Annotated in this window: 23 protein-coding genes; 13 read left to right on the forward strand and 10 right to left on the reverse strand. The window is 64.1% G+C overall.

What is annotated here, in order from left to right; translation table 11 throughout:
- Window positions 1–293 precede the first annotated feature (293 nt).
- The 3 genes from DKM19_RS01425 to DKM19_RS01435 all read right to left on the reverse strand — a co-directional run bounded on the left by DKM19_RS01425 (window position 294) and on the right by DKM19_RS01435 (window position 6,067).
- Window positions 294–1,712 carry a HEPN domain-containing protein gene (locus DKM19_RS01425; protein WP_162641193.1) on the reverse strand — a complete coding sequence of 473 codons (1,419 nt, stop codon included), beginning with the start codon at window positions 1,710–1,712 and terminating at the stop codon, window positions 294–296.
- An 87-nt stretch (window positions 1,713–1,799) separates the two neighbouring features.
- Entirely contained in the window at window positions 1,800–2,696 is an 897-nt protein-coding gene (locus DKM19_RS01430; RefSeq protein ID WP_110694134.1) for a hypothetical protein, read from the reverse strand.
- A gap of 59 nt (window positions 2,697–2,755) precedes the next feature.
- Window positions 2,756–6,067, reverse strand: a complete 3,312-nt coding sequence (locus DKM19_RS01435) for a type ISP restriction/modification enzyme (protein WP_110694135.1) — start codon at window positions 6,065–6,067, stop codon at window positions 2,756–2,758.
- 524 nt (window positions 6,068–6,591) lie between these two features.
- Here DKM19_RS01435 and cutA point away from each other — a divergent pair.
- Window positions 6,592–6,852 carry a divalent-cation tolerance protein CutA gene (gene cutA, locus DKM19_RS01440; protein WP_239514032.1) on the forward strand — a complete coding sequence of 87 codons (261 nt, stop codon included), beginning with the start codon at window positions 6,592–6,594 and terminating at the stop codon, window positions 6,850–6,852.
- On the opposite strand, the gene DKM19_RS01445 is transcribed toward cutA, so the two are convergent.
- Window positions 6,818–8,311, reverse strand: a complete 1,494-nt coding sequence (locus tag DKM19_RS01445) for a helix-turn-helix domain-containing protein (RefSeq protein WP_239514033.1) — start codon at window positions 8,309–8,311, stop codon at window positions 6,818–6,820. The two genes, cutA and DKM19_RS01445, sit on opposite strands and share 35 nt — an antisense overlap.
- A 664-nt stretch (window positions 8,312–8,975) precedes the next feature.
- On the opposite strand from DKM19_RS01445, the gene DKM19_RS01450 reads away from it, so the two are divergent.
- From DKM19_RS01450 to DKM19_RS01495, 10 genes are all read left to right on the forward strand, one after another.
- Window positions 8,976–9,263 (forward strand): hypothetical protein, encoded by a 288-nt coding sequence (locus DKM19_RS01450; protein WP_110694138.1) that lies wholly within the window; start codon window positions 8,976–8,978, stop codon window positions 9,261–9,263.
- A gap of 179 nt (window positions 9,264–9,442) precedes the next feature.
- The gene (locus DKM19_RS01455) at window positions 9,443–10,138 is read left to right on the forward strand and encodes a GntR family transcriptional regulator (protein ID WP_162641194.1); all 696 of its coding nucleotides are present in this window, start codon (window positions 9,443–9,445) and stop codon (window positions 10,136–10,138) included.
- 122 nt (window positions 10,139–10,260) lie between these two features.
- Window positions 10,261–10,686: a plasmid replication, integration and excision activator gene (locus DKM19_RS01460; RefSeq protein WP_110694140.1), complete on the forward strand. Its 426-nt coding sequence runs from the start codon at window positions 10,261–10,263 to the stop codon at window positions 10,684–10,686.
- Window positions 10,683–11,009, forward strand: coding sequence for a hypothetical protein (locus DKM19_RS01465; RefSeq protein ID WP_110694141.1), 327 nt, complete (start codon window positions 10,683–10,685; stop codon window positions 11,007–11,009). The genes DKM19_RS01460 and DKM19_RS01465 overlap by 4 nt, the downstream gene beginning before the upstream one ends.
- Window positions 11,010–11,091: 82 nt before the next feature.
- On the forward strand, window positions 11,092–12,516 hold the full coding sequence (locus DKM19_RS01470) for an FtsK/SpoIIIE domain-containing protein (RefSeq protein ID WP_110694142.1): 1,425 nt from the start codon (window positions 11,092–11,094) through the stop codon (window positions 12,514–12,516).
- Window positions 12,513–12,707, forward strand: a complete 195-nt coding sequence (locus DKM19_RS01475; RefSeq protein ID WP_110694143.1) for a hypothetical protein — start codon at window positions 12,513–12,515, stop codon at window positions 12,705–12,707. The genes DKM19_RS01470 and DKM19_RS01475 overlap by 4 nt, the downstream gene beginning before the upstream one ends.
- The gene (locus DKM19_RS01480; RefSeq protein ID WP_110694144.1) at window positions 12,704–14,407 is read left to right on the forward strand and encodes a replication initiator; all 1,704 of its coding nucleotides are present in this window, start codon (window positions 12,704–12,706) and stop codon (window positions 14,405–14,407) included. The genes DKM19_RS01475 and DKM19_RS01480 overlap by 4 nt, the downstream gene beginning before the upstream one ends.
- Window positions 14,404–14,658, forward strand: a complete 255-nt coding sequence (locus tag DKM19_RS01485; RefSeq protein ID WP_110694145.1) for an excisionase family DNA-binding protein — start codon at window positions 14,404–14,406, stop codon at window positions 14,656–14,658. Before DKM19_RS01480 ends, DKM19_RS01485 begins: the two co-directional genes overlap by 4 nt.
- A complete protein-coding gene (locus DKM19_RS01490; protein ID WP_110694146.1) occupies window positions 14,658–15,827 on the forward strand; it encodes a site-specific integrase in 1,170 nt (389 codons plus the stop codon). Before DKM19_RS01485 ends, DKM19_RS01490 begins: the two co-directional genes overlap by 1 nt.
- Window positions 15,828–16,166: 339 nt before the next feature.
- Window positions 16,167–16,760, forward strand: coding sequence for a DUF4291 domain-containing protein (locus DKM19_RS01495; protein ID WP_110694147.1), 594 nt, complete (start codon window positions 16,167–16,169; stop codon window positions 16,758–16,760).
- A 166-nt stretch (window positions 16,761–16,926) separates the two neighbouring features.
- Here the strand turns inward: DKM19_RS01495 and DKM19_RS01500 are convergent, their stop codons facing one another.
- The 5 genes from DKM19_RS01500 to DKM19_RS01520 form a co-directional block, all read right to left on the reverse strand.
- Window positions 16,927–18,069, reverse strand: coding sequence for a pentapeptide repeat-containing protein (locus tag DKM19_RS01500; RefSeq protein WP_110694148.1), 1,143 nt, complete (start codon window positions 18,067–18,069; stop codon window positions 16,927–16,929).
- Between the two features lie 287 nt (window positions 18,070–18,356).
- Complete coding sequence (locus DKM19_RS01505) at window positions 18,357–19,040, reverse strand: tyrosine-type recombinase/integrase (RefSeq protein WP_204358611.1); 684 nt, start codon at window positions 19,038–19,040, stop codon at window positions 18,357–18,359.
- Window positions 19,041–19,104: 64 nt separating this feature from the next.
- Complete coding sequence (locus tag DKM19_RS01510; protein WP_110694149.1) at window positions 19,105–20,115, reverse strand: phosphotransferase; 1,011 nt, start codon at window positions 20,113–20,115, stop codon at window positions 19,105–19,107.
- Window positions 20,116–20,158: 43 nt separating this feature from the next.
- Entirely contained in the window at window positions 20,159–20,341 is a 183-nt protein-coding gene (locus tag DKM19_RS01515) for a hypothetical protein (RefSeq protein ID WP_110694150.1), read from the reverse strand.
- A 54-nt stretch (window positions 20,342–20,395) separates the two neighbouring features.
- On the reverse strand, window positions 20,396–21,580 hold the full coding sequence (locus DKM19_RS01520) for a hypothetical protein (protein ID WP_162641196.1): 1,185 nt from the start codon (window positions 21,578–21,580) through the stop codon (window positions 20,396–20,398).
- Window positions 21,581–21,848: 268 nt separating this feature from the next.
- Here DKM19_RS01520 and DKM19_RS01525 point away from each other — a divergent pair, with 268 nt between their 5' ends.
- Window positions 21,849–22,745 carry a hypothetical protein gene (locus DKM19_RS01525; protein WP_110694152.1) on the forward strand — a complete coding sequence of 299 codons (897 nt, stop codon included), beginning with the start codon at window positions 21,849–21,851 and terminating at the stop codon, window positions 22,743–22,745.
- A gap of 184 nt (window positions 22,746–22,929) precedes the next feature.
- On the forward strand, window positions 22,930–23,289 hold the full coding sequence (locus DKM19_RS51485) for a hypothetical protein (RefSeq protein WP_239514035.1): 360 nt from the start codon (window positions 22,930–22,932) through the stop codon (window positions 23,287–23,289).
- Window positions 23,290–23,379: 90 nt separating this feature from the next.
- Here the strand turns inward: DKM19_RS51485 and DKM19_RS01535 are convergent, their stop codons facing one another.
- Window positions 23,380–24,384 (reverse strand): YafY family protein, encoded by a 1,005-nt coding sequence (locus tag DKM19_RS01535; protein WP_110694154.1) that lies wholly within the window; start codon window positions 24,382–24,384, stop codon window positions 23,380–23,382.
- Window positions 24,385–24,409 lie beyond the last annotated feature (25 nt).

Consider the following 24,409-nt stretch of genomic DNA (forward strand, 5'->3'; position numbering starts at 1 on the left):
AACCCTTGTTTGATAAGAGTCGATAGTAGCTCTATCGGAGAGGTTTTATCTCCTCAGTTGAATAGATTCAGGAGTATTTGTCCGGGCATTCAAGGTCCGGACGTCATTCGCGTACACCATCTCCAGATGGCCTTACTCGCCCACTAGTTCCCTGCCCGCGCGATGACGGCGCAGATTGACAAGGCTAATTCTGGGACGGAGATCCACGCTTTTCCTTCCTTCCCGTGTGGGCGTCAGCGTGATTACGCTTGCGCTGACGCCCGCTGGGTTTCGCTCTACAAGTAGACATGAGGTCAGAAGAGCGCCCACTCACCGCAGTCGATTGCTCGAATCAGGGCAGTGTCAGGGACATTGAGTTTTTTAAGTGCCAGCCCGATGGTGAGGGTATCCGCGAGGCGGACAAGCGGGAGCAACTGGTCGTCTGTGTGGATTGTGCCGCCGTGGCCAAGGTTATTGCGGACCTTGCCCATAACGTTCCAGACGTCGACGTCGCCACCCATGAAATCCAGCTCAGGTGGCAGTGAGGTGATCCGGGTTTGGATGCGATCACGCAGCTCTGGTGAGAGCTCATCGACGAGCTCGCGCAGCCGCTTGTTGAGCGGGTAGCCCGGTCGGTCATCGATCTGTTCCTTCACCCACTTCACCGTATCCGAGTCCGCTCCTGCCTGTGTGAGCTGCTCCAGGACAGCTTTACGCTGAGCACGGTGCTGTTCGCGAGTGACCGTCCCATCTCCTCGTTCGCCTGAGTGATAGCTCTCCAACGCCGGCACCAGCAGCAGCAGTCTGGACCGCAACGAGGTATCTCGTTGGTGAGGCTGATCCGCGAACACATCGAAGAACGTCTCGTGCTCCTCATGCAGCCGTTGCCACCTGTCGATCAGCGTAGCCAGAGAAAGACCGGTTGCTCCGAGTCGCAACAGGGTGGTGAAGAATCCGACTTTGGGTTCTTGTGCCTCGTACGGCTCCTGGGCGATGTCCGCGGCAAATAGTTGCGCTCGGTAGTTGCGCTCGTTCTTACCCTCCAGCGTGATCCAAGAGAGAGGTTGGCGACGTGCCGTGGCGAAAGATGTGATCTGGCGAACTGGATAGACGTAATCCTGCATCCACTGGCCTGCAGTACGGTACTCACCCTCCACCGTGATGTATGGGTGTGTCTTGACGTAGTACTCGTAATGATCGGTCATCTTGTTGATGGCTGTGTAGCCAAGAGTGATCTTGTCTCCGTTGAGGGCCGTCCATTCCTGGTCTACATCGGAGTTCCAGACCATTTTGAATTCTGTATCGGGAGCGGCGAGAGAAGCGGGCCTGTAGGTCTCTTTGATCGGAGAGGCACCAGAAAGCTCGGTGAGGCCGCCGACTTGGAAGGTGATCGAGCCGAATTTCGGCTGGTCCTGGCCAGATGGGAGCCCGAGGCCGACCAACGCTGTACCACCCGTTACCAGTGCCCGGTCGTGCATCCAGCGTGTGAGTGTGGCATCGAGCAGGACAACGTCATGGTTGGTTCGTAACTTGCCGCGCAAGAACGCCACACGCTCATCGACAGGTCCGGAGAAGACCTTGGTTCCCGGTGCGCCAGCGACCCAGTTGTCCAAATCGTACACATGACCTTTAGGGCGCTTCAATGGATGCAAGCTCACATCACCAGCGACGTTGCTGCCATCCACTGACCAGACACACGGGTATTCATCAGGTACCACCGGAAGCTTGCGCATCCAGTGAGATTAACCTTGATCGCGCCCAACTGCTTGATCACCAGATCAGCTTAGATAGATAACGCATCATTCACCTTGGCAAGCGAGTTAAGTATCGATCCCCGGGGCAGTTGCTCTCAGGCTGACCGCTAGATCGCTGATCTGGTCATGTAACATGCCGGGGACCCTGCCCCAGTACACCCCGAGGGTGTTCCCGGCTTTTAAGATCGCGTCGGCGACGTCGGCAGCAAGCTCAATGTGTGCGCCTTCCTGACGCGTGGAGTTCACCCAGAGTCCGCCGCCGTCTGCGGCAAGCTGATGCCGAGTGTTTGGGCCAAGCACCCACGGAGCGTGATGGGCTGCTCCACTCCACCGGCGATAAAGCTGCTTGCCCCATTCGCCAAAAGCCGAGTCGATCACCTCGGTGTGACCGAACGATTTGCCAACTACTAATTGGCCGCGGCGGCCCGAAGCGACAGTAAAACCGGCTCCTTCGATGATGGTTTTCAGGTCCTGCGGTGTCCGATGCGTCTGCCGGCGCTCGGCCGGATCGGCGGAGAGCTGCCACTGGTTATCGTGGTGAGCTGACCAAAGGATCAGCCGTGCGGAGCGCTCGGCGCGGTCATGGTGCGCTACGTCGGCATCGAGTAGCCATCGGACCAACGCAGTGCCTTCAAGGATCGAGCGGGCAATGGTGAATGCGGCGAATCCTGGCCAGTAGTCGGGATCGACCGACCCTCCGCGCGTCGCTACGTCGGGATAGGCATTGACCAGGGTCCGCAGGTGCTGCAAAACGCCCAAATTCGCATTGTAAGCGGACAGTTCGGCTACCTTGAGTATGGTTTCCCAGTTGGTAGCCGGTATTCCTTCAAGAGAATCAGGGCGCATCCACTGAAACGCAGGCGCGTCGTCGGATTTTGACGTATCGGAAATCCACCCCTGCCATATGTCCCTCATTACGGTGTAGGAGTCGTGTAATCCGTCGATGGCAGTGTAGTCACCCATGAATGTTTCTCTCTAAATCATGCTCATTTTCGGAGGTCCAAGTCCATCAGTAGGCATCATCAGATCAAAGTCAGCGCAGTACCATCAGCGTCGGGTGGTGGACTTTTAAGGCTGTAGCGGGGCTTGCGGTCATTGGGCGTCTTTGGCCAACGGACACCATCGGCCGCCAATTCCTCGGCGATCAGGAGTGGTCCCGTCATTATCTTCTCAAGGATTTCAGCCTGAGCCTGCTGAATTTCGACGAGGCGAGTCAGGACGGTAAGCATGTCGATGAAATCGCCCGTCCATTCGGAGGGCCAGGCATTGACATGGATATCGTTTAATGGTGAGCCAGCTCGTCCGCCTGGCTCCTTCTTACGATAGTTGAACCATGAGTTGATGACGTTCCGGCCCCCTACGGCGTACTCCCATACCTCTGGGAGTACTGGCCCGAACTCGCCATCTCCGAGAATGATGACCTGCCGTTCCGCATCGAAAGCAATGGTTTGCGGCATCGCGCCGATCGGGACACGTGATAGCGGTTGACGAGAATCACCGGTTGGGTAGCGGACAGATTCGGCAGGACGTTCCGGCCCAGCGAAAGCAATCCCATAGGTATGCAACCAGAGAACGTAGCTACCAAGCTCGACGGCGCTATTCCAGTAGGAGGCATTGGCGGTGATCGGCACGCGTATACCCGGAGTGGTGAGCTCGTCAGCGAAGGTAGCGGTAAATCGCGGGTGCGCAGTAATTCCTGCGATATAGGAAAGTACGTCCGTGGCCTTAACGTCAATTCCGAGTCGTGTCGACAGCGCCTGAATTAGTACCGGTGCAAGGTTCGGTGACCCATCCGGGTGGAGCAGCGGCATCGTGCGACCCCCCCGACCATTGAAGTAATCAAAATCGGGTATTAGCGCACTGAATATAAGTGCAGGACCTGTTGCGATGACTCTTCGATGTTGTTCGACACAGAATATCTGCCTCGGGATTCGTGCAGCCCACAGATCCTTGCGGGGCATGTCCATGAGGCGAGAATCAGCGATAACTCGTTGACGATCGAAGGCCCGATAGCCGACACGAACACTGGTCGCTGTAGGGTCGGATTCCCGACGGACTGTGATGCCGGTTGTCGAGTGAGTGTCGCTGCCAGGTAAAGGTGGTTTGGCTTTGTCGAGGTTCGCATCACGTCCCTCCTTGAATAAGAGGGATTTGCGGTCAGGGTCATCCTCACCGATGAGTTTTGCCCATCGCTCATCGAGAGTGTCGCGGCTGGGAGCGTACACCCACGTCCGGGTGGGAAAAATGCCGGGTGAGTACCAAGGCAGCAGATCATCTAGTGCCGGATAGGCGTCCCACTGGCTTGTGGCCGCGGGAGTAAGGGGAGCATCCCATTCCGTGCGGCAGTCGCGCCAGTTGTCGCCGTCGAGCTTAAGTTCGGCGAGTTGTGCGAACTTCTCGGCTTGGCGGCCATGGATGGCTCGGTAGTGGATTCGAGCGGGCTCATCCTTTGGAGTGCCGGCTTGACGGACGAAGATGCCGATCGCTAGTGGCTGGCGGACCCCAGGAAAGATCCGGGTGGGGATATCAGGAGTCTGACCCTCGGGAGTCAGGTCAATAATCCAGCCTTCGGAGGCATGCATGCGCAGATACTTGCGCATCCCCGTGAAGGCAGGTCCGGTGAGGTAGCCAGATGTGGTAACGAAACAAATGACTCCTGTCTCACCCTGGGACTGATTCGGGGTGGACTCCCATACTTTCCAAGTGGCCCAGCGCCAGAAGTAGATGTACGAATTCTTGAGTTTTGCCTTGAACCGGCTGCTGTTGGGCGCGTACCAATCTTCAAGGATTGGACGCCCACTCTTCCCGTTGCTACCGTTCTCTACCCAACCTCCCGCGCCATTGGCGAGCTCAGCATAAGGTGGGTTACCGATGACTACAGTGACAGCAGTGCTGGCCTTAATCTCATTAGCTCGCCGACGGGTCTGAGAAATGAGTTTCAGGGCATAACTGAGCTGTTCTTCGGCTGCATTTGGGTCGTCGAGAGTGTCGGTGACGTACAGTTTCATTCCTCCGTGTGGAGGTTGAGCGCCGTGCAATGCGAGCAAGTCGGCGGCACGCAATTCAGCCACTGCGTATGGCCCCATTTGCAGTTCGAAGCCGATTGTCCTCTCGGCGGCTCGCTCGACCTCGCCTCGTACTGAGCCGAGGCCGTCGCGGACGACAGCGTTGGCGGCAATCCGCTCAAGAACGGTCTGAAGGTAAGTACCGGTGCCCATTGCTGGATCGACCGTAAGTACATTCGGATCGGCGAAACCACGTGCCCTATCTAGTCGCGTGACGAGCACGCTTTCAGTAAGCCGGACCATCTGCTCGACCAGCTCGATGGGGGTGTAGTAGGAGCCGGATGCCTTGCGTAGCTCAGGATCATATTGATCCAAGAAGTGTTCATATAAGTGAAGGTAAGTATCACGCCGTCCGCGGCGTACGCGGGGCCAGTCGACTGCGTCGATGACTCGGGCGAGTAAATCGAGCGTGACTTTGAAGTCGGTCGCAACGTCGTCTGTAAGTAGTTGGAGAGCTTTTCCCATCAAAGAGTGTTCGGCCCGTAAGTCCTCGCCAATGACGTGCAAGCCCTTACCAGCCACAGCAATATCGTTTGTGCGCGCCAACAGCAGTGCAAAGGTGACGGTCTGGGCATAGCCATCGGCAAAAGTGGCGTCGTCCGCCTGGGGAAAAAGCATCTTGCGCCAGTCCTGAGCTAGACCTAGGAATGGCTGAATGGTCGCATCGGCACCGCCGCGTACGGCTGTACGCTCGGCCACTATCTGGTCAAGGACCTCGCCACGTAGCAGCCGCGTCAGCGGAGCGACGGCACGCACCAAAGCAGCGACGCTGGTTATCGGAGCTGGCTTCCAACGCAGGAAATCAATCAGCAACTTCTCGAATGCTGGAGGTGCAATGACCTTACCGCTGTCCAATTCGCCTACGAACTGGATCGGCGTATCGACCAGCTCGCTGTCGCGGTAGAGCCGCCACTCGGTGCCGTTGGTGTACAGCAGATTGGGCAAGTCCCGTTGCCGTTCCCACTGCCTTTTGTCATGTCCGCGCAGGCTGGAAGGGCCGATGGCCTTTCCAGGTGCCTTGACTTCGACGTAGCCGGTTATGGCTCCGTCGATGCTGACCCCGTAGTCGGGGCGCACCTGGCGTTGCGTATCGCGTACTTCGTCATGGAACGCGGCCGTGAGCTTGAGTTGTTTGCCGGCGGCACCCAGTAGCGCTTCGATTGGGCTGCGAATCGCCGCTTCGCGCTCACCCGGACCAGCGAGTTTGCTTGCGCAGGCAGCACCGTACGTACGGACGGCAAGGTCAAGCCAACTCAAAGCGTCCGTCATCCAAGCTCCCGGATCATGATGGGTCCGAAAAAACTACTTATGGATCCCGTAAGGTCCCAGTAGATCATCTTGGATTTCTGGCTCGTCCGCCAGGTGCTCAGGTCTCTATCCCTGCACGATGCGCAGGAGATCAACCACGTTCCCCGGTGAGCCAGGGTGAGGAACGAACCCTGGATCTTCGATCGCCCCCGACCATGACAAACCTCGGCCACGATGAGGCGATCGTTAGGGATGCATAAGGGCGGCGGTGCGGCCACGAGCCAGCGAGGACGTGGGTACGGCGCGGTGAGCGTGCGGCGACGGCCCGGAGTCCTGCGCGCGTGCTGGGACCGGCCCCCAGGCCGCATGCCCGGCGCGCGCTGGCAGGCGCAGGGCCGGGCGTCGGCGCGCAGCGCCGCCGCCCCTTGATACCTATGAGAACAATTCGGCAGTGTGTTGGCATGATCGAAAAAACTTCGGATTGCATCGAGGTTCGCGTCACTGCCAGCAGTCGGGATGAGGCCGATCGAATTTGTTCGGCAGTTGTGGAGCGTCGGCTAGCCGCGGGGGCGCAGATCGTCGCGCCGATCGAGTCCGCCTACTGGTGGGCCGGGGAGATCCAGCACTCCGGCGAGTGGCTGTTGCTGATGACGACCACCACCGAACGGTTCGAGGATCTGGCTCGGTGTGTACGGGAACTGCACTCCTATGAAGTGCCTCAGATCGTCGCCGTTGCACTCGTGGCCGGCACGGCTGACTACCTGGAGTGGATCAGGCGGGAGACGATCCCTCGTTCCGGCGCGTAGCGGCGATGTCGCCGAGAAGCTCGCGAACAGTGTGATCGGCGTGGGGAGCCAGGGCCTTCTCCACCGTGGCGAGGTGCTGAATTCCCCAGGTGGATTCGCTGCGTTGGGCGGATTCCAGGGCGCGGCGGGCGTACGTCACTCCTTCGGCAATGTCGCCGATCTGGAGTTGGGCCTGGGCGATGTCGGCGTAGACGATCGCCGCCTTCTTGTGGTCGCTTCCCTGGGCAACCGCGGACAGGGCGGTCTGTCCGGCTTCGATGACGTGATGTTCGTCGCCGAGTCTTACGTAGGTGGAGAGCTGGAAGGCGGCCATCCGGCCAGGGTCCAGGAAGCGGGTCCAGGCGCGTTCGCGGTGCGGGCGGGCTCGGCCGTATGCCTCTTCGGCTTGGTACAACACCTCGATGGCGCGGCGGTCGCCGAGGGCTGCCAGTTCTTCGGCTTCGCGGCTGAGAAGCCATGCGCGGGTGGCGTCGTCGCCCTGGGCGGGGAGGAACTGCTGGGCTTGGCGTATGGCTTCGTAGGCGGCTCGGCCCTCGACGGCGTACGACTTGTAGGCGTGGGTGCACGCCTGGATGATCTGGTGTCCGCTTTCCTTGGCGGCCAGGGCGGAGACGCGCTCGAAGGAGGCGGACTGTCCAGGCTGTTTGAGATCCCAGGCGATCCAGGAGGCGAGGGTGGCGGCTTCGCCGGCGGTGGCAGCCAGGCGGCGGCGGAAACGATCGGGCGGGCCGCTTTGGAGCAGGGTGCTGAGTTCGTTGATGTGGGTGGTGAGTCCCTGGTAGATGGCTCGGGCGGGGAGCACGTACTCCAGGCGGTGAAAACCGATGGTGCGTGCTTCGAGACGCTCGATGGTGTCGTCGTCCAGTGCCTGAGGTCCGGTCAGGGCGCGGGAGAGTCGTTCCCAGGGGTCGGTGATGGTGGCTGCGGCTTCGGCGGTCATTCCGGCAGCGAGGAGAAGCATCGTTCGACGGTCCACGTGTGAGTCCAGCCTTCCCACGATCCAGGCCAGCGTTGGTAGGTCGACGTCCCAGGGATCATCGAGCTGACGCGGGCCGACAGCAACAACGCTCTCCACGTTAAGCAGGGAGCTTGTTGGCGTTCCATCCCGAGACGGGATGACCGCGTCGGGATGAGTGGAGGTGGCGATCACTCGGGGTGGCGCGGTGTGGGTGGGGGCGAGTCCCAGGGCCATTCGGGCGGGGTTGGGCATGTCCAGGCCATCGGCGACGCGCTCGAAGACGTCGAAGGCGGTGACCTTGACGGCTCCTTTCATGATCTCGCTGATCTTTCCTTGGCTGAGATTCACAGCGGTGCCAATGCGGGTTTGGCTGACTCCGGCGTATTGGCGGATTAGGCGAAACACCTGGCCGATATTGCGGTTTTGGAGGGCCGTTAGCATTTCGGGACGCTGCCACAGCTCCGGCAGGATAACGACTGGTTTAGTCGCATCTGCGGGCATATGTGATGTCTCCCTTAGTGGCCTCGGATTACGGATATACAACGCTTGCCGCTGAGAGTTATCCCGTCAAGGGATATCGACTATTCAGGGCAAGGATTCCGGCTCGGGATGGGTTGGGTAACCCCAGGTGACGAACCTTGGTCCATGATTGCCGAGGATGAGCCGACCGACGAGGGTTGCGGTGCCTGCTGTGGTCGTGGCTGGCGTTGGATCCGCCGGAGCCGCGCAGATGTCGAATGCCGCATTAATGGCCAGGCGGTAAAGCCGGTCCGGATCAAGTGCTTTGACTGCATGGGTTCTGGCGAGGTGGCGGCCTGATGAGCGGGAATGAGATTCCGGCCGTCAGCCGGCGGAAAGCAATCACGCCTGTAAGAGCAGCTCGGCGCCTGCGAGATGAGCTTTCCGCGTTGAATATCGCCTCGGATGTTCACGACGGGTACGGCCTGGCGCTGGTGTCGGTCTGGTTTGGGCTGGTCGTGTGGACCGATGGCCGGGTGTTTCGCTGGTGGACGGGTCAGGAGATAGGGCGGGCTCGCCTTCGACGGTACGCCTTCTGCCCTGCGGGGGATCCGGTGACGGCCGCGCGCCGGGTGGCTGATCGCTGTGTCGAGCTTCGCAGGCAGGATCCTGCCCCGATTCCCGGCCCGAGCGGTTGTGATCCGCAGTGATCGAGCTGAAGGGCTGCCTGAGTCCGCACGTGTCAATGGCGCAGCGTGATCACACACGGCTGGCCTGGCTGGCTTCGGACAAGGGGGTGACACGTCTGCGGGTGATCACCTGGACTTGCCAGTGCCGGGCCACGCTGTATGAGCTGTGCCAGGCCGGAGGGCAGGGGTTCATCCGCCGCACGCTCCAGTTGGACGGCAGCCCAGAAGTTCACGAGACCTATCGATGGCCGATCCGGCAGGCCAGCGATATATGGAGGGCGTTGCTCTCCGGTGAGGCCCGATAGGCGGGCGCGGCGGCACGGCCGGCCTCTGTCTGTCGTGTCGCCGCGTTGCGGGTGAGAACTTCCTGTCGATCGAAGGGCTTCGCATCCACAACATGCGCTGATAGCCTGCTTGGCTAGGCAAGCATGTTGAATGTGAGGCTCTAATGTCGTTTGAGTACACGCCTCCCAAGTACGCGCAGTTGATCGCCGAGCTTGAGCGGCGCATCGACTCCGGCGAGTATCCGGTGGGTTCGCTGCTTCCCAGTGAACACACGCTCATGGCGGATTTCGGCATGGCGCGTCCCACCGTGGTCAAAGCTCTCGGCGTTCTGCGCGATCAGGGATGGATCGTCACCCAACAAGGCAAGGGCCGTTTCGTGCGCGGTCGCCCGGCGATCCCCAAAGACCAAAAGGCACGCACGGGTCGCGAGCTCCTCGACCGGACAGAGACCCAGGCCGCGAGCAAGCTGCTGACGGCCGGACCGGTGGAGGCTCCTAACCGCATCGCCGCTTATCTCGGCCTGGAGCCGAAATCCCCCATGGTGCTGCGCAAGATCCTGGTGGAACGCGACGGCGAACCTACCGAGATCTCCGCCACCTGGGTACCGGCCGGTATCGCCGAAGGTACGGCCCTGGCGGAGTCGGCCGATCTAAGACAGGGCCTCCGGCGCTACGTGGAGAGTGCGGCCGGCGTCTCCCTGGATCACATCATCGAGCACATCACCGCGCGCAACCCTACGGCCGAGGAACGCACGCTCCTGGGCGTGAAGAACTCGGCCGCGCTGCTGGTCGTGTACGCCGTCGCCTGCGATGCGACAGGCAAGCCATGGGTGGTCGTGGAGACCGTACTCCCCGGTGATCTTCACGAGCTGGAAGACGCCTACCCGATCCGGTAATCCAACTTTCCTCACGAAGCCCGCTTGGTGCACTTGACTAACCAAGCGGGTTTCGTGCTTAATAAAGATGCAACTTGGTCAGTCAAGCAGGCTGTCCAATCAAGAAGAGGAGTTGTTGCGCTATGGCCATCCAAGGCCCCATCCCGATCAACTTCCACCAGGTCTTCCCACACGGCTGCTACATCGTCGGCGAGGTCGAGCAGGTCAAGGACTTCGACGCCTCCAACAACGGACGCACCGTCTACGCCAAGGACAAGAACACCGGCGAACTCATCTGGCAGGTCGCCGTCATGGACGCCGACCCCACCGTCAAGGCCGGACAGAAGACGGTCTCGGTCAAAATCCTGTCCCCGGTGCAGCCGATCGTCCCGGCTGCGCTGCCCGGCCTGCCATTCGTACCGGTGGAGTTCGACGGCATGACCGCCACCGCCTACGTCGGCCAGAACACCGGTCGGCTGGCCTGGTCCATCCGGGCAACGGCGATGCACCCTCCCCGTTCGACCGCGGTTCCGGTCAAGGCTTCGAACGGTAAGGACGTGGCCGCGTGAGGAAACACCTGCCCTACACCCGCGCCGTGGTGACCCTGGATGAGGACGGCACCCGGCTCGACACCTCGTTCCGCACTCCCTACCTGTCGGTCAGTGCGCTGGGCGCTGAGGGGGAGCGGCCGTTCCTGCACCTGTCCTCCCGTGAGGCGCAGGTGGTCATCTCCACCACCGGCGGCGGGCCGGTCACCGAACAGGACATCACCCTCGCCCGGCAGATCGCCGACGCCGCCACGCGCTACCTGGCCGACTGCGAGCGCATCCACACCGAACAGTCCACCAACCCCGACCAGGCCGGCGAGTCCGAGCAGGGCAAGGCGGCCTGACATGAAGCGGGGCCGCTGGAACTGGCATTCCGGCGGCCCCTCGGTTCTCCCCAGACGCGAATCAAGAGAGGGCTCAAGCCTAATGTTCAAAAAACTGCCCGGCGACGAGGCGCGCACCCTCGTCACCACCACCCCCGACACCGCCATCGTCTTCCGCCCGGCCGTGGTTCGAACCCCGGCCATCTTCACCATCACCATCTTCCTGTGGCGGCTGTTGGCCGGAGTGATCCGGCTCCTCTGGCGTCACCCGATCGCGGTGACCGTGCTCGCCGTTCCCACCGTTCTCGGCGTCCTGTACGGCTGGCGCATCGCCGTGATCGCGGTCACCGTCCCCGTTTCGATCCTGGCTCCGTGGTTGTTCTTCGATCGGTCCTCGTTCAACCGCTGGATGGGCTGGCGACTGCTGGCCTGGTGGCGGCTGGTGTGGATCTACCGGCGGCACTGGCAACCGGTAATGGTCATCTCCGGACTCGGCCGTCACCTGCACGGCCGGGACTACCTGCCCCGCCTCGCCGGTGTCACCTGCACCTCGTGGGCCGACCTGGTCACGGTGAAGATGCTCACCGGCCAATCAGTCAAAGACTGGACCGACCGCATCGAGCACCTGGCCCACGGGTTCGGCGCCACCTCCTGCCGGGTGACCGTTGCCCGATCGGGCCGCCTGCTGCTGACCTTCCCTCGACGTGACCCGCTGGCCGTCCCCCTACCCGCCTTACCGATCCCGGAGGTGGTCTCGGTCGGGCCGGTCGAGATCGGCAAATGTGAGGACGGCACCCCGTGGCGGCTCACGGTCCACGGCACCCATGTCCTGGTGGCCGGCGCCACCGGATCAGGCAAGGGCTCGATCATCTGGTCCACCATCCGCGGCCTGTTGCCTGCGGTGCGGGCGGGCCTGGTCCAGGTCTGGGCGCTGGATCCCAAGCGCATGGAACTGTCCTTCGGACGCGACCTGTTCGGCGATCGCTATGCCGCGAGTCCGGCGGCCTGCGCCGATCTGCTGGAAGCGGCGGTGAAGATCATGCAGGAACGGGCCGATCGGTTCGCCGGAGTTCAGCGCAATCACACTCCCACCCTCGATGACCCGTTCGTCCTGGTGGTGGTCGACGAGGTGGCGTTCCTGACCGCTTATCAGTCTGACAAGGGTCTCAAGGTGCGCATCTCGGCTGCCCTGGCAACGCTGACCACCCAGGGCCGTGCGGTCGGGTTCGGTGTGATGGCGGCACTCCAGGATCCGCGTAAGGAGGTCATGAACGTCCGCAATCTGTTCCCCGACAAGATCGCCCTGCGGCTGGATGAGTCCGAGCAGGTGGACATGGTCCTCGGCGACGGTGCACGCAATAGGGGAGCGCTGGCCGATCATATCTCCCCGGTTCCTACGCAGGGGGCGGGCATCGGCTACGTCCGGTTGGAGACCTCACCCGATCCCATCCGCGCCCGTGCCGGCTACGTCTCCGATGCCGACATCCGCGCCATGGTCCGTGACTTCGCCGAGGGAGCAAACCGATGAAGATCATCATTCAGGGCACCCTCGCTGAGATCGACGCGATCCCGTTCCGCCTCCTCGGCGCTCTGTCCGACTCTCCGGCGCGCTTTGAGCTGGTGCTCTCCAACCTGGTCAACATCCGGTTGCGCCGTGACCCCTACAGCGCCTCTTACCGGTTCACCGCCGACGTGCTCGACCGAGAGGAGGACATGTGACCGACACCCCCGTCCCCTCGCCGCACGGCTCCGACCGCACCTTGCCCCGCCTCGTCCGTGACACCCTGCCCTTCGCCCTGGACGTCGCGGTGGAGGTCGCCAAGAACAACGGCGTCTGCATCCGCCCCATCGAACTGCGACGCCTGGACACCCACACCGGCATGACCGAGTCGTTCAACATCCCCTGCAGCGCCACCCAGGAAGCCAAGTGCCCACCGTGTGCTCAGCGCAACAAGCAGCTCCGCAAGGCCCAGTGCCGCGAGGGCTGGCACCTGGAGGCCGAACCGATCGCCGAACCCCACCCCTCCACCGAAGACCAGAAATGGCTGATCGAGTTCCGGGCCGACCTCCAAGCCAAGCGCGATGAGGCCGAGCGGGACGGGGAAGAGACCCTCGACTGGGACGAGGCCATCGCGGGCATCGACGCAGAGATCAACGCCGCTGGGATGCGCGGCAACGTCCTGGGCGGCCGAGCGACTCCCAAGCGCTCCCGCTCCACGCGGCGGCGCCAGGATGCCCCGGACCTGCCCAAGCGGGCCAAGCAGGACACCACCCTCGGGCGGACCTTCATCGCCTCCGATGGCAAGGTCTACCGGCCTTCCCTGTTCGTCACGCTGACCCTGCCCTCCTACGGGCGCGTGCACAACGGCGTCCCGATCAATCCGGCCACCTACGACTACGCGGCGGCGGCTCGGGACGCGCTGCACTTCTCCAAGCTCGTCGACCGGTTCGTGCAGAACCTTCGCCGGGTGGCCGGCTACGACGTGCAGTACTTCGCCTCCGTGGAACCGCAAAAGCGGCTCGCTCCGCATCTGCACATGGCCATCCGCGGCACCATGCCGCGCGCGGAGGTCAAGGCGATCGCTGCCGCGACCTACCACCAGGTGTGGTGGCCATCGGTCGATGAAGTCCGCTTCGACGGTGACCATCTGCCGCTCTGGAGTGAGCGGGCCGAAAGCGCTGAGCCCTACCTCGATGGACAGGCCGGCGACTACCTCGACCCTGCCACCGGAGAACTGCTGCCCACCTGGGACGAGGCACTCGACCAGCTCGACACCGACGAGACGGCCGAACCCCTGCACGTGGTCCGCTTCGGCGCTCAGGTCGACGTTCAGGGTGTGCTCGCTGGATCGCCCGACGCTGACCAGTGCCTTATCTATCTGTCCAAGTACCTGACCAAGAACCTCGGCGACCCCCTCGACCTCGACGACGTCGGCAACCATGCTCGCCGTGACCATGCCATCCGGATGATCGAGGCGCTGCGCTACGAACCCTGCTCACCGGCGTGCGCGAACTGGCTCCGCTACGGAATCCAGCCCAAAGGAGCCAAGGCGGGCATGCTGCCGGGCCGGTGCCGCGGCAAGGCGCACAAGGCCGAACACCTTGGTTACGCGGGCCGTCGCGTCCTGGTCTCGCGTAAGTGGTCCAACAAGACACTGCGCGAACACAAGCAGGACCGGCGGGCCTGGGTGCTCGACATGCTCGGCCTTCCCGACGACGCGGTGACCGACCCGCACCGCTACGTCTGGCGGCCGGTCTCCTCCAAGGATCCCAACCGCACCCCGCTGGCCAAACGGCTGCTGCGCGAGGTCGCCAACCGTCGGCGCATCCGCGCACGCCTGATCGAACTTCAAGCCAGAGCAGACGGAAAACCCACCCCAGGGCTTTCAGCGATTACAGGACTGGAGGTGGCGGCATGACCAGGAAGGCTACGCAAGATTCTGTCTCGCTCCTCCCCGAACTGGCGCGGGGCCGGCTGCTCACCGTTGAAGAAGCGGCCGAACGGCTGAACACCTCGGTCCGCTTTCCTCGTCGCCTGATCGAGGAACGCCGAATCATCTTCATTCACGTCGGACGCAACGTCCGCATCCCCGAAGCGGCGCTAGAGGCGTTCATTGCGGCGGGGCTGGTCGAACCGATCACCACCACACGACGTAGGAGAGCCGCGTAATGGCCAAGCGGAGTTTCGGCAACACACGAGAGCTGCCCTCGGGGCGGTGGCAGGCCCGATACCGGGGACCGGACGGACAACTGCGTTCGGCTCCGAAGACGTTCGCGAAGAAGCGGGATGCGGAACGCTGGCTCACGCTCAAAGAGGCTGACGTGGCACGCGGGGAGTGGATCGACCCTGATGAAGCGAAGATCACTATCAAGGAGTGGGGAGAGCGCTGGCTGTCCTCGGTAAGCCCGTCTCTCAAGGCCAAGACACGCGCCTCGTATGGCTCTCTCCTTCGGACACTCATAGAGCCGCGCTTCGGCAAAGCTGAGATTGGGCAGGTACGCCCGATCATGATCAATGAGTGGGTTGCAAGCATGATCAAGCGGGGACTCAGCCCTTCGCGGGTCCGGCAGGCATACCGGCTCATGTCCCAGATCATGACGGCTGCCGTGAACAACGAACTGATCAAGTCGTCGCCATGCCGGGGCGTACGGCTGCCCAGGATGCCCGAGACTGAGCCGCACATTCTCACAGGGGAAGAGGTGGAACGGCTGATCGCGGCCATGCGGCTGCCTCACGGTCTGCTCGTGCAGCTTCTCGCGTACGGCGGTCTTCGGATTGGTGAGGCATTCGCGCTGCGGCGTCGGCATGTCGAGATCAAGAGGGGATGCTTGATCGTCGCGGAATCTCTAGCGGAGATCGCGGGGCGGCATGTCTTCGACACGCCTAAGTCACATCAGCGCAGGGAGATCGCGCTTCCCGATTTCGTGATCATGGCGCTTGGGTCTCACCTGGATAGGTTGTCAGATGATCCCGACGCTCTGCTGTTCACGGGTAAGACGGGCAAGCCGCTTCACTACAACGCGTGGCGTCGCTGGCACTTCGATCCAGCAGTCAGGGTGGCCGGACTGGAGGACGTCACACCGCATGATCTACGCGCCACACATGCCACCTGGGTTGCTGACCGTCACGGCGTCATGGCGGCTGCTCGTCGGCTCGGCCATGCCAACGCGAGTGTGACCACTCGGCACTACGCGCGGGCCGTGGAAGGACGAGACAGAGAGATCGCGGAAGGGCTCGACATCGACCATGGCATGGAGAACGGCCCGAAAGACCATCTGGCACGTACGTGGCACGGAGAGGAGGACGAGGATCCTCCGGGCGTGCTGGCCAGGGTCTGACCAGGCGGGACGCGAAAATGCTGAAAGAACTACAAGGCATCTGTAAAACCGTCGGCTCAGCCTACGCAGGTTCAAGTCCTGCACCTGCCACACCAGCTTTTCCCAGCTCAGAGCCCCGCAAGGGGCTCTTTTGCTTTTCCGGGGTATGCAGCCGAATGCCGCTCTGAGCGGCCTCATGTCGGTGGTCGCGTAATATACGCGCAATGATCTTGAGGCCGTTTTCCCAGGTTGCGACGGGCTTTCAGAGCGGTTCAGGGGCGAGAGCCAGCCGGTGAAGCCGAAGAAGGCGGCTTCTAAATCAATGGCCCTCTCCAAGCGGTCGGCCTCATCCTGTCCCCTATGGAAGAACCAAAGCACAGGATCCGGGCGGTCCACACCGCATCCACGGTCACCGTCTACCAGGCCTACACCCCGGAGATCGGCCTCCCCGCCGCCCGTCGCGGACGCTTCCCCACCGCCTGGAAGCGAGACCGGATGACGTGGGTCAAACCATCGTTCCTGTGGATGATGTACCGCTGCGGATGGGGCACCAAGGAGGGGCAGGAGACCGTCCTCGCCATCGAGATCATCCGCGAAGGGTTCGAATGGGCCCTGCGCCACGCGTGCTTGTCGCACTATGAGCGCGGGCTTCATCCCGACCGGGATGCCTGGAAGCGGCAGCTGAAGTATGCGCCGGCCCGGGTGCAGTGGGATCCCGAACGCGATCTCCGCTTACAGCCGCTGCCCTACCGCTCACTGCAGCTCGGCCTCTCGGATGAGGGCGCACGCCAGTACGCAGATGAGTGGATAGTCGCCATCACCGACGTGACTCCGCTCGCTCGCGAGATCCACACACTCATGCGTAACGACGAGCCGGATACCGCGGTCCGGCTCTTGCCCGAGGAGCGTCCTTACCCCGCCGGGGACGAGCTTCTGGCTCATCTACGTCCGTAATCCGCTCATGACTCCTAAAGGCTGTCTCGTAACTCGGTGGGCGGACTGACGTTGGACCTGGTGTGCAGATGCTGTCGGCGGAGCGTCGTGAGCTCATCGAGGTGTTCACCGGGCTGAGCCCGGCCCAGTTCCGGCCTGAATTGATAAATACCTACCCCAGTAGGGCCTACTTGGCTGGAGGGTCGTTCTCAGCGATTGCCGCCTGGACCGCGAACTCCTCGTAGGTCCTGGGACGGATGGGCGAGAGCGATCGCCGCCGTACTGGTCTGAGGTGGGAGAAGTCGAAGCCGTCGGGCCACACGGTGGTCTCGTCGAACACCACGTGTTTCAGCGAGGCGCCCGTCAGAACGGCTCCGGTCAGCGTGGCTCCTCGGAGGTCGCCGTAGTCCAGGCGGGCGCCGCGCAGGTTGGCGTTCCGTAGCTCGGCCTTGGTCAGGTCGGTGCCCCGGAGGTCGACGCCCTCGGCGATGGCCCGGGTTAGGACGGCATCGCGCAGGTCGGCCTGGTAGAGGACCGCGTCGACAAGGATCGCCCCCGCCAGTCGCACTCCGGTGAGATCCGCACGAGTTAGGTCGGTGCCGACAAGGGAGGCTTCGGCCAAGTCGCTGAAATGGAGGTCCACGTCGTGAAGCCTGGCGGAGGCGAGGTTAGCCTTGGGCAAAACCATGCGGTCAAGGCGGAGCACCTGGTTCCGGACCGGGTCCCGGCGGCCGAGGACGGTCAGTGCCGCGTGGATGTCAGGGGCGCGGAGGGAGAGGTTGATAGCGCTGTCCGGTGCTGTGGTGGCGTGACACGCGTGCTGGATGTCTCGTTGGGGATCGCGGGCTCGGTTGCCGATGAACGCGGCGAGGATCTCCCCGATGACCCGGCGGTCGGTTGTAGAGGAGCGGGAGATACGTTCCAGGGCGTAGATGCCGCCTAGGCGAACGTCCACGCTCGAGTCACCCAGATGCGCGATGGCGGAGGAAAAGGACTCGGTGGCCTGCCCGTGGCGGCTGAGCTGTAATTGGCGCCAGGTGAGATAGGCGCCGATCAGGAGCACGAGGCCGCCGACGCCCTGAAGCAGGGCCGTGCGGATGTTGTTCACAGCAGCGGCGTAGTCGGCTGGCGGCTTTGCCGTACCCAGGTCCCATGCGAGCAGGTATCGGGGGAGGAAGACGGCGCCGGCCAAGGCGGCGAGTCCCAGGAGTGCGGCAAGGGTGAAGGGACCCGAGACCCGGGACAGCACGGAGGGGCGGGCGCCTGCAATCTTGTCCGTTCGCACGGGGTGACCGGGGAGAGGGGGGACGTGATCTTCGAAGCGCTTCATGGACTCACCAGAGATCGGCTTCCGGGGCCTCCAGTGTCGCGTGGGAACGGCCGTAACGGCCAGGGCATCCGAATGATCACGACTCAGGTGCATGCTTGGCTGAAGGCCGTCTCGTCGACAAGCTACACGGCAGCGTCGACTTTACGAGACAACCTTTAGACAGGTTCCAGCCGCACCACTGTGTACTGTTTGGCCAGCACAAACGGGCCTCTCAACAATCGAAACAACCTCGAAATGCCAAAGGGTCCCGGATGGTGTCCCGGGACCCTGGTCGTACGGTGTGCGTCTCATACGGTCAGTGCGTCACTGATCCGCTGGTTGGCGATCTCTTTGTGCCCGTCGAGGCACTTGGCGTAGATCCGCAGCAGGACATCCACGCCATGGCCCGCTCGTTCGGCCACGTCGGGGACGGAGACCCCCACGTTGAGCCAGAGGGAGACCGCCGCGTGCCTCAGGTCGTACGGTCTGCGCGCGAGGGGAGACGCGATCTGAGCGGGAGTAAGGGCGAGCGCCCGAGCCTCCTGCCAGACCTCGGTGTAGGCCGTCGAGCCGATCACACCGCCGCGCTCACTGCGGAAGAGCCGCCCGTCCGGGCCGGTCCCGTACTCCTCGATGTGCTGCCGGAGGATCTTCACCAGTTCGGGAGGGATCGGCACCGGTCGCACATCGGCACGGCCCCGATGCTTGAGGCCCCGTTCCTCGTGAGTACTTCCGCTGTCGGTCCACTTCGTGTTGACCTCGGGCCGGGAGACATCGATCGTCAACCGCCCCCAGCCTTTGGCAGGCAGATGGCAATCCTGGAGTCGCAGGCCGACCGCCTCAGCCGGACGCAGAGCCGCGTAATACATGCAGGCGAACAGTGCCATGAGCCGCCGGCCCCGATCGCGTACGCCCACGTAGGTCACCATCGTCGGGAGTTCCTGAGCCTGTCGAGGGTTGACCACAATGCGGGGATCAACGGTCTGGGACATCGCCGGGCACCCAAGCGTCCCATCGCATAGGGCGCCGCACCGCCATCCGGACTGCAGGTCAGCTCTAGATGGGTTTGAGATAGTTGGTGAGATAGGTCCACGACGCGGCGATGTCCTCACCGGTGCCGTGCGGCCGGCGCAGCTCGTCGACGTAGATGGCGATGTCGGCGAGCTGCCACCAGAGAGGATAGAGAGCGAGGCCGGCCGGTGTGACGGTCCGGCCGGTGGCCCGGGTGTAACGGACGAGTACGTCGTCGACGTCGCCGACCGGGTCATCGCCGAGCATGCGGGCGAGGGCGGGGGTGAGCATCCACAGGTCCCGCTCCGGCGGAGCGATCTGTACGGTATTCCAGTCGATGAGCCGCAGGCCAGCCGGGGTACGCATAATGTTCCCGGGGTGCGGTTCGCCGTGCGTGACCACCCAGACCGCCGCGGTGTTTCGTACTTGGTCGACCCGCCGGTCGAAGTCGGCGAGCAATTCCTGGACGTGCCCGGCATAGACGGACAGCAGCTTACGGACCGGCTCGGCATAAGGCCCGCCGGTCCACTCCCGATCGAGGTCCCGCAGCGCCTCCTCCAGCTTGTCCCGACCGGGCAGCACCAGGTCAGCCCGTAATACGGTGTCCGCCACGATCGGGGTTGCCTCGTGCAGCTCGGCCAGCAGGTCGATCACCTCGACGCGGTCCTCGAGCCGGTGCGCGCCGAAATGTCCGGCGGCACCCGCCACCATCGGAAACACCGACAGGGCGTATCGCGAGGTTAGCCGCCGGACCGCAGAGTCGGTCGCGGTCGGGGTCGGCGCGAGGACGAAGTCGAGCCCCGCGTCCCGGCGCAGCGCCAGGGCCGCACCGAACGATCGGCCGAGCCGGTCGAACGCATCATCACGTCCGGCGTCCTCGACGCCGAGGTCATCGACCTTGACGAACCACGCCGTCCCACGCTGATCCACAACCGACCAGTGGTAGCTACCTGCGCCTACCGGGAGATACTCAACCGAGTGGGGCTCGATGCCCCAGCCCTCGGTCAGTGCCGTCACCAGTTCGGCCTCCGCCAGACCCGCCGGTTTATCCCTCATGCGCCGGTATTCTGCCTCACTCGCCGCAGGGTCGCAGATCATTTCAGGGAGGGCTATTGAGGGAGAGGCCAGCGTTTTCGCGGAGGTCTGGCGGGCCGCTGGGGTAGGGGTGCCGACGGTACTTCAACTCGAGGACCTCGTTGCCGGAGGCGGTGCCGTCGAGCCGGTAGGGCTTCGGGACGTCGTCGAACAGCCGGGTGTCCTCGCCCGTAACGTAGGGGTACAAGCTCAGGTGCCACTCGTCGATCAGGTCGGCCGCATGAGCGACCGCCAGAGGCCCTCACCGGTTGAGTCGCCACAAGGCCGAGAACTGGGTCCCGCGCGGGTCTCTGATGACACCCAGCGCATAGACGGTCGTACCGATGACGGCAAGGTCGTTGATCTCGTACGGCAAGCCGTCGGTAACCGGTAGGAATTCCCTGGTCCAGCGGCCTTCGGCCAGGTGCCACATCTCGTCCTGCCCGTCGAAGACGTGTTGCGTCCGAAGGGTCGTCCAGAGGCCGCCGGAGCCGTCGGGTTCGGCATCGGAGAAGCCCCTGTTCTCCCTCGAAGCCGGCCCCCACGTGCATGTCCATCTGCCGTTGGCGTGGCGGAGCGCGACGGGCCTGGCCGGGCTCACCGGCTCATCGCCGTCCGGAGGGTGCTCGTCCCAGCGGTAGTCGCCCAGTACCCAGAACTCGCCGTCGCCCGTCGGCACGACGCCGCCCAGGAGCAGCCGGCCCATATCCGAGGGCAACGGCTTGGCATCGCGGGGCAGCGACATGGCGGGGAGCTGAACCTGCTGCCATGCCGTACCGGTCCACCTGGCCAGCTCCGCGACCAGTTCGTTCTCTCCCCGGGCGAAGAATCCGCCCAGCAGCCAGGGCGCCTGGTCGGTTCCGCTCATCCTGCCACCGCTCTCGATGGGCAACGGGGCGAGCTGCCAGGCCGTGCCGTTCCAGTAGGCCGATGTGGTGTGGTTGATCGCCCAACGACTGCGGGCGGCGTGCACGGAGCCGTTCGCCTCATCGAGTGGGGGAGATTGCTGCCGCCATGCCGCACCGTTCCAGAACTGCACGGGCTGGGCGAAGACCCATACATGTCGGGCGTCGGCGACCGAGTACGGCCACAGGGCGCTGTCGCCCGGCATAACCGGCAGCTCGGTCCACGTCCGGCCGTCCCACCGCATAAGGATGATCTTCGAGTCTTCGGCCGGGGGCAGGTGCATGGCCCACAGAGAGCCGTCAGCGGCTGTGCCGGCGTTCAGGCCCCCACCGGGCGCGCTCCACACCAGTTTCCAGCCGGAAGCCGCCTCCCGTGGGGAAAGCTGGTTCACCCGCCGGGGTGGGCTGGGGCAGGACCCCGTCGTTTCCAGGGGGTCGGCCATGGCGGTGGCCGAGGGGGGCGGCGTGACGGTGGGCCGTACAGGCGGTGGGTTGGCGCTGCAGCTTGCGACGAGCAGAGCCAGGACCAGGACTCGCTTCATATGTGAACAAGTCTGACAATGAAGGGGGCACCTTGCCAGCTGTCTCGTCTCATTGGAACCAGGCGGTCTCATCCAGCCAGCCGTCCGAGGATCCGACCGGCAGGCTCATCAGTTACACGCTCGGGGACGATCTTTACATGATCGATCTGGCCAAGATCCGGTAGCCCGCCGACGGCCCCCTCTGAGGTTCACCATCACAGCGGGCGGGGTTCTGTCGGTGTCGTAGGGCATGCTGCCTCCGGACACCCCGATGACGCGAAGGACACCATTGGCCCGCCTGCTCCGCCACCTCGACGACGAGCTCTACGTGCAGTACGGCGCGCTCTGTCTCTACGGCGGCATCGACTGCCCGGAGTTCCGCGACGATGAGTCGGAGGCCCTCCACTACACCGCACCCCTCCGCCTGGAGGCATGGGACGCCGAACCGCCGGACCCGGGGTCCTCCTGGAGGCCGATCGAGCAGCCGAACTTCACGGCCGAGACCGGAGTGATCCAGATGGGCGTGGTGGAGGAGAGCGGCCGTGAGTTCCTGATCGGCCCGCCCCTCTTCGAGTACGGCCTGACCGTGCACGTCGACGTCCCGGATGATGGCCGGTGGTTGTTTCGGTTCTGGCCGATCCACGATGTCTTCGACCCGCTCATTCATATGAAGCCGAGGGAACCGATCGGATCCGCGCCACCGCTGGAGCCCCGCCGAGCGCCCATCCCCGTCACGACGGCCGAGCAGTGGGCGGCCATGCGGCCGGACAGGTCCCGGCCCTCGGGAAGGAGCGTGCGGTGGGAGGCCACGCCGATCGCGGTGGGACTGTACGACGCGATTCGCCAACCGTGGTTGCTCGGCGAGGATCCGCTCTCCGGCGCGTTGAACCCCGATCATGCGCCTACCTTTCTGATGCCCTCCGAGGAACTCGACCTCCGGGACAAGAAGACGGGCGGCACCTACCGGATGTGGCGCTGGGAGAGGGATGTCGCCGATGGCGATCCGAAGGACGGCACCCTTCTGACGGGCAGGATCGTGCACGTCCGTGACTCCCACGGCCGCCGTGTCCTCGCCTCGGGCATCGTGACGATGCTCGGCGTGGATGACGGGCGTTACCTCGTCCGCGACGCCGAGCCCCACGAGGCCGCCCGGGTGCTCCGCTCCAAGGAGACCTGGCCGGACTGACCTCGTGGTTACGCACGTCCACGGCTGCCACCCGCACGTCAACCGGGTGATCATTCACGTCGCCTCACCGGTGGCACAGGGACGGGCACAGAGCGGTCGCGAGCTCCTGACCGACCACGCCCTGAGGCCGGGACCTGCCTTACGGATCTCGCCGGGTAGGTCGGAAACCCCATCGACCTTGGTCTTGGCATGGGCCTACCCTGGCCGTATGGCCCATGCCAAGACCTCATACGTCTGCCTGCCTTGCCGAGCCTCGTACAAGCAGCCCTACCCCGGTCCCGGCCACGACGACCGGTCCTGCCCGCGCTGTGCCGAGCCGCTGATCCACGTCGGTTCCGCCTTCGCGGCACCACGTCGGAGAGACGTCGCAGGCTGGCGAACGCTCTCGGTGCTGCTGCACGCGGGTGTTCGCTTCCACAAGAGCTGTTGTGGCGGCCCCGGCTACCGCCCGCGCACGCTCAGAGAGGTACGCACGCGGATGGCGCACGCCCGGACCACCGGGGAGCCGTTCGCCCGGGCGCTGGTACGCCGCGAGCTGCCCTAGGCGCGACAGCCCCGGCGAGATCAGCGCAGACGGCACCCGTCGAACCCGCCCGGGACACGCCCTCGGCAACCGCGGGTCGGGCGGTTGTTGTCAGGCTTCCTCATCTGGGTTCCCTGAGGCGGCCGGGTCCTTCGATGCCGGGTCCGCCAGGGCAGCGGTGAAACGCGCCGCGACCGTCGCGACCGCGGCACGGAGCTCCTGCCCGCCGTCGACGCGGAAGGCGAACGGCACGGTCGCCAGCCATTCCTGCGCGTACATCGCCGGATTGTTGGTGCTGCCGACGAGCACGCACCCGTCTCCCGATGGTTCGAGCCGTCCCATGGGAGGCCGGATCCACGGGGCCACCTCAGCCAGAGGAGCGTCGAACACAACGCGCGTGGAGAACTCCCACCCAACGCCCAGGTGCTCCTCCAGCGCTGCCACCGGGTCGAGGCCGTCGGGCAGCTCGAACCTGTGCGTGGTCTGCTGGACCGCGCGGACCCGGTCGACCCGGTAGGTGCGGATCGCGTCCGCACGATGGGAGTGACACAGGAGGTACCAGCGCCCGTAGCGGGTGACGACCGCCCAGGGATCCACCTCGGCCTCCCACTCGTTGCCGGACTCGTTCCGATACGTGATCAGCACGCGACGTCGGGCCGCGACGGCGGCGACGAGTGCGCTGGTGATGGCGGGATCCGGAGGGGCCGAGTAGTGGTCGGGCGCGGCCGACGCGTGCTCTCGCAGCGCCGCCGCCTGCCGGCCGACGGTCTCGGGCAGTGCCTGGATGACCTTGCCCAGGGCGGAACCGACGAGGTCGTCGACGTCGGCGGCTGTCGGCTGGCCGTCGAGCACCGCCATGACCAGACCGAGTGCCTCGGCCTCCGTGAAGACGACCGGAGGCAGCTTCGTCCCTCGCCGAAGCCGGTATCCGCCGTGGGGGCCCCGGGTCGACTCGACGGGGATGCCGGCCTCCCGGAGGATCCCGACGTATCGACGCGCGGCTCGCTCCGTGACACCCAGTCTCTCGGCGAGTTCGTCGGCCGTCGTGCCGGGGCGGATCTGGAGGATCTCGAGGGCACGCAGAGCTCGTGCGGTGGGGCTGAGATCGGTCGGCACACGAGCAGATTAGAAGCTCACAGAA

This window comes from Streptosporangium sp. 'caverna' (assembly GCF_003203775.1).
GTDB lineage: Bacteria > Actinomycetota > Actinomycetes > Streptosporangiales > Streptosporangiaceae > Streptosporangium > Streptosporangium subroseum.